This is a genomic window from Paraburkholderia sp. GAS333, from assembly GCF_050435665.1.
Classification (GTDB): Bacteria; Pseudomonadota; Gammaproteobacteria; order Burkholderiales; family Burkholderiaceae; genus Paraburkholderia; species Paraburkholderia fungorum_A.
Genome location: NZ_JBNDKS010000005.1, coordinates 282,726 through 296,317, shown reverse-complemented (window position 1 = coordinate 296,317; position 13,592 = coordinate 282,726). Strand labels below are relative to the sequence as shown.

General features: G+C 58.2%; 12 protein-coding genes. 9 read left to right on the top strand and 3 right to left on the bottom strand.

Annotation, left to right across the window (positions count from 1 at the left end; genetic code table 11):
* Nucleotides 1-374: 374 nt before the first annotated feature.
* The 6 genes from ABH945_RS26345 to ABH945_RS26320 all read left to right on the top strand — a co-directional run bounded on the left by ABH945_RS26345 (nucleotide 375) and on the right by ABH945_RS26320 (nucleotide 6,710).
* On the top strand, nucleotides 375-614 hold the full coding sequence (locus tag ABH945_RS26345) for a hypothetical protein (protein WP_429252472.1): 240 nt from the start codon (nucleotides 375-377) through the stop codon (nucleotides 612-614).
* Complete coding sequence (locus tag ABH945_RS26340; protein ID WP_012427873.1) at nucleotides 592-1,311, top strand: GntR family transcriptional regulator; 720 nt, start codon at nucleotides 592-594, stop codon at nucleotides 1,309-1,311. Before ABH945_RS26345 ends, ABH945_RS26340 begins: the two co-directional genes overlap by 23 nt.
* A 660-nt stretch (nucleotides 1,312-1,971) precedes the next feature.
* Nucleotides 1,972-3,738: a thiamine pyrophosphate-binding protein gene (locus ABH945_RS26335; RefSeq protein ID WP_429252471.1), complete on the top strand. Its 1,767-nt coding sequence runs from the start codon at nucleotides 1,972-1,974 to the stop codon at nucleotides 3,736-3,738.
* Nucleotides 3,739-3,762: 24 nt separating this feature from the next.
* Nucleotides 3,763-5,010: a formyl-CoA transferase gene (frc, locus tag ABH945_RS26330; protein WP_429252470.1), complete on the top strand. Its 1,248-nt coding sequence runs from the start codon at nucleotides 3,763-3,765 to the stop codon at nucleotides 5,008-5,010.
* A gap of 64 nt (nucleotides 5,011-5,074) precedes the next feature.
* On the top strand, nucleotides 5,075-5,887 hold the full coding sequence (locus ABH945_RS26325; protein WP_429252469.1) for a fumarylacetoacetate hydrolase family protein: 813 nt from the start codon (nucleotides 5,075-5,077) through the stop codon (nucleotides 5,885-5,887).
* A 64-nt stretch (nucleotides 5,888-5,951) separates the two neighbouring features.
* Nucleotides 5,952-6,710 carry an NAD(P)(+) transhydrogenase (Re/Si-specific) subunit beta gene (locus ABH945_RS26320; protein WP_429252468.1) on the top strand — a complete coding sequence of 253 codons (759 nt, stop codon included), beginning with the start codon at nucleotides 5,952-5,954 and terminating at the stop codon, nucleotides 6,708-6,710.
* 68 nt (nucleotides 6,711-6,778) lie between these two features.
* On the opposite strand, the gene ABH945_RS26315 is transcribed toward ABH945_RS26320, so the two are convergent.
* Together ABH945_RS26315 and ABH945_RS26310 are read right to left on the bottom strand one after the other, a co-directional pair.
* Complete coding sequence (locus ABH945_RS26315) at nucleotides 6,779-7,078, bottom strand: hypothetical protein (protein ID WP_429252467.1); 300 nt, start codon at nucleotides 7,076-7,078, stop codon at nucleotides 6,779-6,781.
* Between the two features lie 96 nt (nucleotides 7,079-7,174).
* The gene (locus ABH945_RS26310) at nucleotides 7,175-8,122 is read right to left on the bottom strand and encodes a LysR family transcriptional regulator (protein ID WP_074767521.1); all 948 of its coding nucleotides are present in this window, start codon (nucleotides 8,120-8,122) and stop codon (nucleotides 7,175-7,177) included.
* Between the two features lie 390 nt (nucleotides 8,123-8,512).
* On the opposite strand from ABH945_RS26310, the gene oxlT reads away from it, so the two are divergent.
* The 3 genes from oxlT (at nucleotide 8,513) to ABH945_RS26295 (ending at nucleotide 12,428) form a co-directional block, all read left to right on the top strand.
* Nucleotides 8,513-9,856: an oxalate/formate MFS antiporter gene (gene oxlT / locus ABH945_RS26305; protein ID WP_429252466.1), complete on the top strand. Its 1,344-nt coding sequence runs from the start codon at nucleotides 8,513-8,515 to the stop codon at nucleotides 9,854-9,856.
* Between the two features lie 55 nt (nucleotides 9,857-9,911).
* The gene (locus ABH945_RS26300; RefSeq protein ID WP_429252465.1) at nucleotides 9,912-10,895 is read left to right on the top strand and encodes a LysR family transcriptional regulator; all 984 of its coding nucleotides are present in this window, start codon (nucleotides 9,912-9,914) and stop codon (nucleotides 10,893-10,895) included.
* Between the two features lie 81 nt (nucleotides 10,896-10,976).
* Nucleotides 10,977-12,428: an aldehyde dehydrogenase family protein gene (locus ABH945_RS26295; RefSeq protein ID WP_429252620.1), complete on the top strand. Its 1,452-nt coding sequence runs from the start codon at nucleotides 10,977-10,979 to the stop codon at nucleotides 12,426-12,428.
* Between the two features lie 66 nt (nucleotides 12,429-12,494).
* Here ABH945_RS26295 and ABH945_RS26290 read toward each other — a convergent pair whose 3' ends face one another.
* A complete protein-coding gene (locus tag ABH945_RS26290) occupies nucleotides 12,495-13,472 on the bottom strand; it encodes a 2-dehydropantoate 2-reductase (RefSeq protein WP_429252464.1) in 978 nt (325 codons plus the stop codon).
* Nucleotides 13,473-13,592 lie beyond the last annotated feature (120 nt).

Genomic DNA, 13,592 nt, shown 5'->3' with positions numbered 1-13,592 from the left:
CTCCTTGAAACTTGGGCGGCAGGATGGGATCGGGCGGCGCAGTCAGGCGGGCGTAAGGCCAAGCCCGGGGCCGCAGTCGATCCATGCCGGATGTCCCGAAGATTAATGACGCAACGCGGATATCACAATCCGCATTCGAATGAAATTGCGCGATCATCGCACGGAAGTGCGCGCATAGCGCGCGTTTTGCGCGTATACACCAAGCATCTTTGCTTTGTTCGAAGCGGCGAACCCGTCGTGCTCGCACCGTGCTAACGTGAGACTGCATCCTGAAAACAACATTTTCGTTGATATACTACATACGGAATATTGAAAAATGCGGCGTTGCAGCATATGATTGAGTGGTTCGCTCACTTAATCGTCTGGAGTTGCAAATGGAGTTTGTGCCTCTTGCGCTGTTCGCCGTTGCTGTCGTGGGTTTAGGCGCTGCCGCCACCGTTTTGTTGACCGACTGGATTCCGCAATCGGTCGCGCAACTTGCGTCGCACCATGGCCGTTTTATTGGCCTGGGTGAGCAAGCTGGCGGGGCAGGTGCAGCGCACGCAATGTCCGCAGTGCCGGTTTGCGCGCATGTCCAACCAGAGGCGATGAATGTCGTCAGAACTTCAAACTGAAGCAGTGGCTACTCCGCTGACCTTGTCGTTGCAGCCCATCGGCGCGAGCGCGAGCTTGCGCGATCAGGCGTATGCGATGCTCCGCCAGGCGATTGCCGATGCGGATATCTACCAGAACCGCGAAGAAATCCGGCTCGACGAGCGCGTGCTGAGCGAGTCGCTCGGCGTGAGCCGAACGCCGGTGCGCGAGGCGATGACCTTGCTCGAACAGGAAGGTTTTTTGCGGATGGTGCCGCGGCGCGGCATTTACATCGTGCGCAAAAGCAAGCGTGAAATTGTCGAGATGATCCAGATGTGGGCGGCGCTCGAAAGCATGGCGGCGCGACTCGCCACGCTGCACGCTACCGACGAGGAAATCGCCCGTTTGCGGCACATGTTCGACAATTTCCGCGACGCGACGCCGGCCGAGCATATTGCCGAATATTCGGACGCCAACATCGCGTTCCACCAGGCGATCGTCGAGTTGTCGAAGTCGCAGATCATCCTCGATACGATCAAGAACATCTTCATCCACGTGCGGGCGATTCGGCGCATGACGATCTCGCAGAGCGATCGCGCGTCGCGCTCGATCGTCGATCATCTGCGGATTATCGAAGCGCTGGAAAAGCGGGACACGGAACTCGCCGAGCGTCTGACGCGCCAGCACTCGCTGGATCTCGCGGCGTTTGTCGAAGCGAATTGCGATTTTCTGGATTGAGGTTGGATGCCGATGTGAGCGCGTAAGCGCAGTAGCAAAATCTGGAGAGGCCCGCAGTGTGAAAACACAGCGGGCCTTTTTGTTTTGGTTCTTTCTTTGGCGCGGTGCCGCACGAGGCTTCGGGATAAACCCTTTCTTGACGGTCTTAAAAATAAGGTATGTGATATATCAACAGCGATCAGGGTGCGTGCAAGAAGTGGGTGGTTTCCCTTGTCGGGTTGTTTGAGTTGGCTCAATTTTTGGCATAAAGCCTTGCCAGATAGGGTTTTTTGTCGAATCAGGAGCAGTCATGCGACGTGAATTCGGCCTTGCTTGAATGTGATATATCACATACGGTATGTATCTACGTGGGTCAGATGAAGTTGCCGGAATCGACAGCCGTTGCACTACCGAGTGAGCAGCAACAGCTTTCATGGGACCGAGTAAGCGCCAAGGCGCTCACTACACCGACAGCTTTGCATGGGTTCCAAATAAGCCCTAAAGCGCTAACTTGGGCCGACAGCTTTGCATGGGGTGGGAGTAAGCGCTAAAGCGCTAACTCCCACCGACAGCTTTGCATGGGTTCCAAGTAAGCGCTAAAGCGCTAACTTGGACCGACAGCGTTGCATGGGCTCCAAGTAAGCGCTAAAGCGCTAACTTGGAGCGACACAGGAGACGACTATGTCTGCAGTTGTTTCATCGTTGACCTCAGCCACAAACAGCGCCACCACCGCCGACGACACCCTCAAGCAGAAGACGCGCAACGCCGGCGTCATCTCCGGCGGCCATCTGGTGGCGAAAGCACTGAAAAACGAAGGCGTCGACACGATCTTCACGCTGTGCGGCGGCCACATCATCGATATCTACGACGGCTGTGTCGATGAAGGAATCCGCATCATCGACGTGCGGCACGAACAGGTCGCCGCGCACGCCGCCGACGGCTACGCGCGGCAAACCGGCAAGCTCGGCTGCGTCGTCACGACTGCGGGCCCAGGCTGCACGAATGCGGTGACGGGCATCGCCACCGCGTTCCGTTCCGAAAGCCCGATCCTGCATATCGGCGGACAGGGCGCGCTTACGCAACACAAGATGGGCTCGCTGCAAGACCTGCCGCACGTCGACATCATGGCGCCGATCACCAAGTTCGCCGCCAGCGTGTCGAGCACCGAGCGGGTCGCGGACATGATCTCGATGGCCGCGCGCGAGTGCTTCAACGGCGCGCCCGGTCCGTCGTACCTGGAAATTCCGCGCGACGTTCTCGACCGCGAGGTCGACCTGACGCGCGCCGTGGTGCCGCAGCCGGGTCACTATCGGGCGTCGACGAAATCGGTCGGCGATCCGCGCGATATCGAAAAACTGGCGGACGTCCTTGTGAATTCGGAGCGTCCCGCGATTCTGTACGGGCAGCAGGTGTGGACCGCGCGCGGTCATGAAGAGGCGATCGCGTTGCTGCGCGGGCTCGACATTCCCGGCTATTTCAACGGCGCGAGCCGTGGGCTGCTGCCGCCGGGCGATCCCCATCATTTCGACCGCACCCGTTCGCAGGCTTTTGCAAATGCGGATGTGCTGATCGTCGTCGGCACGCCGTTCGATTTCCGCATGGGTTACGGCAAGCGGATCAGCAAAGAGTTGACGCTCGTGCAGATCGACATGGACTACCGGACGGTCGGCAAGAATCGCGATATCGATTTCGGCCTGGTCGGCGATCCCGGTGCAATTCTGGCGGCGGTGCTGCAAGCCGCGAGCGGGCGTCTGAAGGATGACAAACGTCAGGCACGCCGCAAATGGATGGCGCAATTGCAGGACGCGGAAGCCACCGCAACCGAAAAGCTGATGCCGCTTTTCAAATCGAATAGCACACCGATTCATCCATACCGGGTCGCTTACGAACTCAACGAATTCCTCTCCGACGACACCGTGTATATCGGCGATGGGGGTGACGTCGTGACGATTTCCGCGCAAGCGGTGCGCCCGCGCCGGCCGGGTCAATGGATGGACCCGGGCGCGCTCGGCTCGCTCGGCGTCGGCACCGGCTTCGCATTCGCGGCGAAGCTGGCACATCCGCAAAAAGAAGTGCTGTGCTACTACGGCGACGGCTCATTCGGCATGACCGCGTTCGACATGGAAACTGCGAACCGCTTCGGCGCACCGTACCTCGCGGTCATCGGCAACAACTCGGCGATGAACCAGATTCGCTACGGCCAACTTGCCAAGTACGGCGACGAACGCGGCAACGTCGGCAATTTATTGAGTGATGTGCCGTTCAGCAAGTTCGCTGAAATGCTCGGCGGTCACGGCGAAGAAGTGCGCGACCCCGCGCAGATCGCCGGCGCGTTGCAGCGTGCACGTGAAGCGATTCATCGCACCGGACGTTCGGCGGTGGTCAACATCTGGGTCGATCCGCGCGAATACGCTCCCGGAACAAAAAATCAAACCATGTACAAATAAGCGGCAGCCTTCAGGAGACATGACATGAGCAAAGCACTCGACGGTGTGCGCATTCTCGATTTCACGCACGTTCAATCGGGGCCGACCTGCACGCAATTGCTGGCGTGGTTCGGTGCCGATGTGATCAAGGTGGAGCGAGCGGGCGCGGGAGATATAACGCGTGAACAACTGCGCGATATTCCCGATGTGGACAGCCTGTACTTCACGATGCTCAATCACAATAAGCGCTCGGTCACGATCGATACGAAAAATCCTGAAGGCAAGCAGGTTCTCGAAGCACTGATCCAGAAATGCGATGTGCTGGTGGAGAACTTTGCACCTGGCGCGCTGGATCGAATGGGGTTCACATGGGAGCGGATTCAGGAGTTGAATCCGCGGATGATCGTTGCATCGGTAAAGGGCTTTGGCCCTGGTCCTTATGAAGACTGCAAGGTCTATGAGAACGTCGCGCAATGTGCGGGCGGCGCGGCATCGACCACCGGTTTCGACGACGGGCCACCCGTCGTGACCGGCGCGCAGATCGGCGACAGCGGCACGGGTTTGCATCTGGCGCTCGGCATTGTTACCGCGCTATATCAGCGTACGCATACCGGTCGTGGACAGCGCGTACTCGCTGCGATGCAGGACGGCGTGCTCAATCTCTGCCGCGTGAAATTGCGCGATCAGCAGCGGCTCGACCGCACCGGCACGATGAAAGAGTATCCGCAATATCCGAACGGGAAGTTCGGTGAAGCGGTGCCGCGCTCGGGCAATGCATCGGGCGGCGGTCAGCCTGGCTGGATTCTGAAGTGCAAAGGCTGGGAGACCGATCCGAACGCTTATATCTACTTCATCACGCAGGCGCCGGTGTGGGCGAAGATCTGCAATGTGATCGGCAAGGAAGAGTGGGCGACGGACCCCGACTATGCAACGCCCGCTGCGCGCTTGCCGCATCTGAAGGATATCTTCGACGAGATCGAACGCTGGACGATGACCAAGACCAAGTTCGAGGCGATGCAGATTCTCAACAAATACGATATTCCGTGCGGCCCGATTCTATCGATGAAAGAAATCGCAGAAGAACCGTCGCTGCGTAAAACAGGCACGATTGTCGAAGTGGATCACCCGACGCGTGGCAAGTATCTGACCGTGGGTAATCCGATCAAATTGTCCGATAGCCCCACTGAAGTGAAACGCTCGCCGCTACTCGGTGAACATACCGACGAAGTGATGGCCGAACTCGGCTACTCACTCGAACAGATCAGCGCGCTGCGCACTGCCGGCGCGATCTAGCGCGTCACTCGCTGAGTCCGTTGTCAAAGAAACAGATCGTGCCGAAGCGCTCAAGGAGCGATGTATGGATACGTGGATGCGGTTCATGTCGGGCAATGGCGATATCGTGTTCGGTCGTGTGGAAGGTGGTTATCTGCACGAGTACGAAAGTATCGAGCGGCCGGTGCCGACCGGTGCGGTGTTGTCGACGCGCGCTCTGGCGCCAGTCGCTCCGTGTGCGCCAGGCAAGATCGTCGCGCTGTGGAACAACTATCACGCGCTGGCGGCGAAGCTCGACAAACCCGTGCCCACGCATCCGCTATTTTTGCTAAAACCCGCCGGCTCGGTGATAGGGACGGGCGAGCCGATTCGTCGGCCGCCTGGTTACGCGGGCAAGATCGTCTATGAAGGCGAACTCGGCATTGTGATTGGTCGACGCTGTCGCAATGCAAGCGTTGAAGAAGCGGCCGATGCGATCTTCGGCTACACGCTGATCAATGATGTGACGGCCGCCGATCTGCTGAACGAGAATCCGCATTTCCCGCAATGGTGCCGCGCGAAAGGCTTCGATACGTTCTGTTGTATCGGGCCCGCTATCGTGTCCGGTTTCGACTGGCAGCGCGCGAATCTTGTCACATCGCTCGATGGCGTCGAACGGCAAAACTATCCTTTCGCCGATATGGTGTTCTCGCCCGCCGAGCAGGTCAGTCTCATCTCGCAGGATCTCACGTTCGAACCCGGTGACGTGATTGCGTGCGGCACGTCGATCGGAGTCGGCTCGATCAAGGAAGGTGCAACGGTGTCTATTACCGTCGATGGAATCGGCACGCTTAGCAATACATTGATCGAAGCAAACGCGACGGCGGCTAAAAAGGCAGAGCGCGTCGCGGCGGTCTGACGGGATGGATGGTTGGATGGTTGGATGGCCAAACGTCGTCACATCGCAATACGGAGAACAAGGCATGCCGCTAGCGTCTGACAGTACCGCGTGGATGTGTTCTTTGTCAGAATCCGGCCTCGGTGTCGTGCTCGCCTCTGCAATGGCCTTGCCGATTGGGATTGCTGTAATCGTTGCGCTTGCGGCAGTTGTACCGCGAAGAGTCGATCACGGATCCACACGTCGTGCGCTTCTCGCGTCCATGCTCGGAAGCGCAGCGGGATTCGCTTTCATGTCAGGCGGCTGCGCGCTTTATCTGTCGTCGTCAGCTTGGGCCAATATGGAGCGCGCCGAAATCGATGGCGCGGTATTTATCGGCGCACTAGTTTTCGCTTCATCCGCTATTGCGCTTTGCAAATTGCGTGGCGCATTGCCACTGAAAACGGTTGCACATCCGGGGCACGGCATCGTCAATCTGATTGCGATCCTCTTATGCGCCTGGCTCGGTTATGGATTCGTGACCGAGCAGGCGCAACCGTTCGGACTCGCCGCATTACTCGCAACAGGTGCCTTGGCATGCGCTCTCGGTGTACACATTACGACCAGTCGTGAGTACTCCGGTGAGCACGCGCTTGCAACTCTTGCAACCGGCAGGGCAGGGGTACTGTCACGCATCGAATGGCGTGGCGGAGATGAACCGGCATGGGTGTTGCGCGAAATAATGCCTGGCAGTGTGCGCACGGCAGCATATCGACATCGTCGCGACTGGCATAACGGCAATGGCAGATCGGGAGCGTGCGTGCGCCACCGGTTGACTCAATTGACGACACGCCACCGGCTATGAACGTGCATACCTATCGGAGATCACGCATGCCGGAAGACGGGATCATGATCCCGTCCCCAGACTCATCTTTATGCAGGAGAGAACTCGCTGTAGTACTGCTCTTTCTTGTGCAGGATCATTTGCGCGAGAAAGTCGGCGTCGTAAGCACGATGAAGATGACTGTGATAACGCTCGATATAGGCCGTAATACGCGCCACTTCTCCGTTGAATTCCTTGAGGAGATCGAGCGTGTCACGATCCCAGCGGAAACGCAAACCGAGATCGCTGAACGCCGCGTTATAAGCACTCAAGTGGGCGTCGTCGGGATGGCGTTGAGTAACGCGGGCAGAGCGGGCACTGCTGTCGGATTCAACCTGAGTGTGGTTCATGATCGGCCTCCTCGGCTAACGAGTAGAAGAACTCGTTTGCAGGATAGAAGCACCGATGAATTTGTAATAGTTAAAGTTTTATTGGCTATCCATAGCCTACTGCTTATACACGCTCAGTTCCTTCACACGCGTGATCTTCTCGATCAGATGCGCGCCTTCTTCCATCAGGAAGCTTTTGAACGCTACGGCAACCGGCGGCAGACGTTTGTTCTTTCTATGCACGACATACCAGTTGAGCATGACGGGAAAGCTCTCGACATCCAGCACGACCAGATGGCCCAGTTGCAATTCGAGGCTGATGGTATGGGCCGACAGGAACGCGATGCCCATGCCGGCAATCACCGCCTGCTTGATCGTTTCGGTACTCTTTATTTCCATCGCGATCTTCAGATTGGAGAGGCGCCCGGCAAAACCTTCTTCCATCGAATTCCACGTGTCGGAGCCGCGTTCGCGCACGATGAATGCTTCGTTAGCGAGCTGGCTCATCCTGATGTTGCGCTTGTGTGCAAGCGGATGTGTTGGCGCTGCCACGATCACGTAAGGGTGGGGCGCGAACGGTTCGTTGGTGGCGTCGGTTTCGTGTGGCGGGCGCACCATGACCGCGAGATCGGTCTGATTCGTCGACAACTGATGCAGCAGTTCTTCCCGATTGTGCACTGCGAGGTTGAGAACGACACCGGCATAGCGGCGCGTGAATTCGGCGAGCAGGCGCGGAAAAAAGTAGTCGCCCGCACTAATTACCGCCACATTGAGTTTGCCGCCCGAGACGCCCTTGAGCTGACTCATGGCCTCGTCGACTTCGTGGAATTGTTGAATGATCGCGCGGCTGTAGTGAAGCATTTCGGTGCCGGCCGGCGTGAGGTAGATCTTTTTGCCGAGTTGTTCGAACAACGGCAGGCCCGCGTGTTCTTCGAGTTGGCGAACCTGAGTGGAGACCGCAGGTTGCGTCAGATGCAATTCTTCGGCGGCACGCGAGAAACTCAGATGGCGCGCCACCGTTTCGAACACCTTTAGTTGCCGCAGAGTCGCATTGCGCATCGTCATGGCCGATGTATAAGCAAATGTGAATCGACATAATAACAAACTTTAATTATTGGTAATTCAGCAATGACCCTAGCATGTAACTGTAAGAAGCGGAATTGCCGCCTTGATACCCGGGTTAACGTGTGTATCCGGTGCGGAAGTAGGAACGGCTTGTCAGTACTTCTGGAACACGCAATTGAATGATCGGAATAAAAGAACTTCCGAAAAAGCGATGATTGATCGACATCGCTTTTATAGAAAAGAACTGAGAGACAAATAATAAATTTTCCCGAAGAGCAAGGCTTTTCGGGTCACAACCAAAAGGTGGGACGCAACAGCACGGCGTGTCCTCCGGAGAAGTTCCTCCGGAGCGTTGACCGGCTGCACTAATAAATAGTGGAGACAAGGCTCATGGACAATATCACCCAGCAAACGCCCCGGCTATTTTTGGGTAATCGTTGGTGGCAACTCGTCATCGGCATGGTGTGCATGGCTCTGGTGGCGAATCTGCAATACGCGTGGACATTGTTCGTCACACCGATGAACGCGCGGCATCACTGGAGCGAAGCGTCCATTCAACTTGCCTTTACGATCTTCATTCTCACCGAGACGTGGCTCGTGCCATTGGAAGGCTTGCTGGTCGACAAATTCGGACCTCGCCCAGTGGTTGCCGTGGGTGCGGTATGCGCGGGTCTGTCGTGGGTGATGAATTCGTATGCGACGACGCTCGGTGTTCTCTACCTTTCCGCCGTGATCGGCGGCATCGGCGCGGGTGGCGTGTACGGTACCTGCGTCGGCAATGCGCTCAAGTGGTTCCCCGATCGACGCGGGCTCGCAGCAGGGCTGACTGCTGCGGGCTTCGGCGCCGGCGCGGCGATTACCGTCATCCCCATTGCCAACATGATTACCCGCTCCGGCTACGAGCACGCGTTCTTCTTCTTCGGCATCTTGCAGGGCGTGAGCATTCTGATTCTCGCGCTGACGTTGCGCAGGCCGACGCCGCGTCAGCAGGCGGTGCGCAAGACCCGCTTCGCGGTGACGAAGGTCGACTTCACTGCGGGACAGATGATCAGAACACCCGTGTTCTGGGTGATGTATGTGTCGTTTGTCGCTGTAGCAGCAGGCGGTTTGATGGCCACCGCGCAAATCGGTCCGATTGCAAAAGACTGGGGCCTTGCTCGTATTCCGATGTCGCTTTTCGGCATGACCCTGCCGCTGCTTACCGCCACGCTTTCTATCGACAATATCTTCAACGGCTTGACGCGTCCGTTGTGCGGTTTTATTTCCGACAAGATTGGCCGCGAAAACACGATGTTCGTGATCTTTATCGGCGAAGGTCTGGCCTTGCTCGGCATGATGCAGTTCGGCACCAATCCCTACGCGTTCATGACCTTCGCCGCTCTGATCTTCCTTTTCTGGGGCGAGATCTTTTCGATCTTTCCGGCAATCTGCGCCGATACATTCGGCAGTAAATATGCAACGGCCAATGCCGGAACGTTGTACACCGCCAAAGGCACGGCGGCGCTTCTCGTGCCGATTGCTTCGGTGCTCGCGGCCATGGGCGGATGGAGTCTCGTGTTCACCGTTTCCGCAGTGATCACGATTGCTGCGGGCATTTCGGCTAAGTTTGTCCTTGCGCCGATGCGTTCACGCTGGATCGAGTCGCATAACGAACCTCAGGGCGTGCTGGCGGTTGCAGGCAATGGGCATGGTCCGTCGCGGCTGAGCAACTGGCCTGAGCAGACGGGGGAATAGGCGTGAGCCACGCGCGCGCGACAGCGATATCGGTAGCGACCTCGGTCATCGCGTCATGAACGTCTCATTGCAGCAACTCAAGGTATTCGTCGCCGTCGCGCGTGAGCGAAGTTTTACTCGTGCGGCGCGCGAATTCGATCTGACGCAATCGGCAGTGAGCCGGTGCGTGCGCGAACTCGAAGACGCCGTCGAATTGAAACTCTTCGATCGCACTACGCGTCAGGTCGAATTGACGAATGCAGGTGCAAGTCTCGAAAGAAGAATCGGCAGGCTACTGGACGAAATAGAACTGACATTGCGCGAAGAACGCGCAGCATACGACGGACATACCGGCGTCGTGGTGGTCGCGAGTAATCCCGTGTTGTCGTCAGGTTGGGTCGCGCAGTCTCTTGCCCGTTGTGCCGACGCTTATCCAGACCTGGTCGTGTCGATTAAAGATCAACCGCAAAGTAGCGTGCTCGCGAGTGTCGAGCAGGGCGAAGTGGACTTTGGCGTAGTGTCCGTTGCCGAGCCACTCGCTGGCGACTTGCTACACGCGCAGGTGCTTTTCACGACTTCGCTGCATGCGCTTATACCGGCCGTGCATCCATTGGCGAAGCGTGATCATGTCGAATGGCGCGAGTTGAATGAATGGACGCTCATCACGCTAAACGGCGATGCAGGAATACGCGCCGCGCTCGAAGTAGCGTTCAACACGAATCAATTGAAACGACGAACGTTGCAGGAACTCGGTCACGTTGCCGCTGTTTCTCGCATGGTCGAACTGGGGATGGGCGTCGGCGTTTTGCCAATCGACGGGCATTGGCCGTTGCCCGCAGCGTCGCTGGTCACGCGTCTACTCGTTCCTGAGGCGACGGTGACAACAGTGCTGGTGCAGCGGCGGAATCGTTCTCTGCGTCCCAACGCCGCTGCCGCATGGGCGCAATTTGCCGCCAGTGCCAGTGCCAGCGACGCGTCGCCGCTAACGGCACCTCTCGCTTCGCAGAATTTCAATTGGAAGGCTGCAACGTCAGACCATACCGTCTTGCACGAACCCTAGTTTCGTTCCGGTTGCCAGCACCCGTTCACGATCGATACGCCGGCAGTCAGCCGCATAACATCACACACACGGAGCTTCATGATGGAAACTGATACCGACCTCAGGCATCACGATCTGCTGATCGACGGCAAGCGCCTGCCGCCCGGCACCGGCGAATATTCCGTCGACATCAATCCGGCAACCGAAGAGCCGATTGCGCTGGTAGCGCAAGGCAGCGCCGCCGATGTCGATGCCGCCGTGCGCGCCGCGCGTGCCGCGCTGAAAGTGTGGAACGCGTTGCGGGCGGCGGAACGTGGCCGCATCCTGATGCGTCTTGCCGGTTTGATGCGCGCCAATCTCGACGAACTTGCCGCGCTCGAAAGCCTCGACGCCGGTAAGCCGATTGCCGCCGTGATGCGTCAGGACATTCCCGCCGCGATCGATACGCTCGAATATTACGCAGGCTGGTGCGACAAGATCAATGGCCAGGTGGTGCCGACGCGCCCCGATGCATTGACGTACACGTTGCGTGAGCCGGTGGGCGTGATCGGCGCAATCGTGCCGTGGAATTTCCCGTTGATGATCGGCATGTGGAAGATCGCGCCCGCTCTTGCATGCGGTTGCACGCTGATCGTCAAGCCCGCTGAAATTACGCCGCTCACTGCATTGCGTATCGGCGAACTGGCGCTCGAAGCGGGCGTGCCTCCCGGGGTGTTGAATATCGTCACCGGCAAGGGGCGCGTGGTGGGGGATGCGATGGTGGCGCATCCAGGCATCGACAAGGTGACGTTCACCGGATCGCCGTCGGTCGGGCGTGGCATTTTGCAGGGTGCGGCCGGCAACTTTAAACGCGTCACGCTGGAGTTGGGTGGCAAATCCGCCAACCTGATTTTCGCAGATGCGAATCTCGATAACGCCGTGCGTGCAGCAGCATCGGGCATTTTCTTCAACACCGGGCAAGTGTGTTCAGCAGGCTCGCGGATTCTCGCGCATCGCGATGTGTATGACGAAGTCGTCGAGCGCCTGGCCGCACGCGCGAGGTCGATCAAGATCGGTGATCCGTCTGCGCGCGAAACGTCGATGGGTCCGCTGATTTCCGCGGCACAAATGAAAACGGTGTTGGGTTATGTCGACGCGGGCCGCGCCGAAGGTGCGCGACTCGTGACTGGCGGCGCGCGGGTAGGCGAGCGCGGCTTCTTCGTCGAACCTACTGTTTTCGCGGACGTCGAGCACGAAATGCGTATTTCGCAAGAAGAGATTTTCGGACCTGTAGCCAGTGTGATTCGTTTCGAAGACGAAGCCGATGCGATCAGAATCGCCAACGGCACGTTGTACAGTCTCGCGGCCGGCGTGTGGAGTGCGGATATCGGGCGAGTACATCGGGTCGCGCGAGACCTGAAGGCGGGGACCGTGTGGATCAATACGTACGGCTACACCGATGTGCGGTTACCGTGGGGCGGTTCGGGCGATTCGGGCTTTGGTCGCGAGCACGGGGATGTCGCCATTGAGAACTTCACTGAACCGAAAGCGGTGTGGCTGGCAATTGACCAATAAATAGCCCGCGATTTAACGGCATAAAAAAGGATCGAACGCGATTTGCGTTCGATCCTTTTTGTCTATTCAATCCCCTTGCAATGCCATTCGCTCGCGCAGTTTGATCAGCGCCAGCACCACGTCGATGGTGGGCGTAGGCTCGGACACGAGACGGCCCATTTCCTGAACCACGGTCAATAGCGGATCGATTTCCATCGGCCGGCGATTTTCCAGATCGACCAGCGTCGACGTTTTATGCGCGCCGACCGCGCCCGCGCCATCGATGCGCTTTTCCACGTCGACGCGAAAGTGCACGCCGAATTGATCTGCAATGCGCTTCGCTTCGAGCATCATCGTGCGTGATACCGCGCGGGTGCCGGGGTCGCTGGTGAGCACGTCGAGCGTTGCATGTGTCAACGCGCTGATCGGGTTAAAACACAGATTACCCCATAATTTAAGCCATATTTCGTCGCGGATATTGTCACGGATCGGCGCTTCAAAACCTGCCGACTGCATGATCTCGTGCAATTGCTGAATGCGCGGCGTGCGCTCGCCACCGGGCTCGCCAATCGGGAATTTCTTGCCGTACACATGTTTGATGACGCCCGGTTCGACAATTTCCGCTGCGGGATAGAGCACGCAACCAATTGCTCGCTCAGGGCCGAGTTTGGTCCATTGACTGCCGTCCGGGTCGACACTCGCGAGGCGCGTGCCGGCAAAGCGCCCACCATGCTGATAGAAGTACCAGTACGGAATGCCGTTCACGCCCGTGACGATCGCCGTGTGTTTGCCGAGCAGAGGCTGCATTGCATCCACCACGCCGGGTAGCGAGTGCGCTTTCAACGTAACGATCACGAAGTCCTGCACGCCCAGCTCACGCGGGTCGGACGTGCAGCGCACGGGGGCGCTGAAAGTCTCGCCGTCCATGATCAGACGTGCGCCGTGTTCGCGCATCGCGGCCAGATGCGCGCCGCGCGCAATAAAGCTCACGTCCGCGCCAGCGCGTGCCAGTTGCACACCCATCAAGCCGCCGATTGCTCCCGCGCCATAAATGCAGATCTTCATGATGCCGCTCCCTTGACTGTAAAAAGTCTCTCGCCGCGCCGCATCATTCCATGCGTGTTCAGCAACGGCGCCTCTGCCTGAGGATATGAGGGCGCGACGAATACAGATAGTTAAAGTTTC

What these genes read in the sequence shown, in the direction of transcription:
- ABH945_RS26345 (WP_429252472.1), top strand. Translation starts at nt 375, where the DNA reads ATGGAGTTTGTGCCTCTTGCGCTGTTCGCCGTTGCTGTCGTGGGTTTA.
- ABH945_RS26340 (WP_012427873.1), top strand. Translation starts at nt 592, where the DNA reads ATGTCGTCAGAACTTCAAACTGAAGCAGTGGCTACTCCGCTGACCTTG.
- ABH945_RS26335 (WP_429252471.1), top strand. Translation starts at nt 1,972, where the DNA reads ATGTCTGCAGTTGTTTCATCGTTGACCTCAGCCACAAACAGCGCCACC.
- frc (WP_429252470.1), top strand. Translation starts at nt 3,763, where the DNA reads ATGAGCAAAGCACTCGACGGTGTGCGCATTCTCGATTTCACGCACGTT.
- ABH945_RS26325 (WP_429252469.1), top strand. Translation starts at nt 5,075, where the DNA reads ATGGATACGTGGATGCGGTTCATGTCGGGCAATGGCGATATCGTGTTC.
- ABH945_RS26320 (WP_429252468.1), top strand. Translation starts at nt 5,952, where the DNA reads ATGCCGCTAGCGTCTGACAGTACCGCGTGGATGTGTTCTTTGTCAGAA.
- ABH945_RS26315 (WP_429252467.1), bottom strand. Translation starts at nt 7,078, where the DNA reads ATGAACCACACTCAGGTTGAATCCGACAGCAGTGCCCGCTCTGCCCGC.
- ABH945_RS26310 (WP_074767521.1), bottom strand. Translation starts at nt 8,122, where the DNA reads ATGACGATGCGCAATGCGACTCTGCGGCAACTAAAGGTGTTCGAAACG.
- oxlT (WP_429252466.1), top strand. Translation starts at nt 8,513, where the DNA reads ATGGACAATATCACCCAGCAAACGCCCCGGCTATTTTTGGGTAATCGT.
- ABH945_RS26300 (WP_429252465.1), top strand. Translation starts at nt 9,912, where the DNA reads ATGAACGTCTCATTGCAGCAACTCAAGGTATTCGTCGCCGTCGCGCGT.
- ABH945_RS26295 (WP_429252620.1), top strand. Translation starts at nt 10,977, where the DNA reads ATGGAAACTGATACCGACCTCAGGCATCACGATCTGCTGATCGACGGC.
- ABH945_RS26290 (WP_429252464.1), bottom strand. Translation starts at nt 13,472, where the DNA reads ATGAAGATCTGCATTTATGGCGCGGGAGCAATCGGCGGCTTGATGGGT.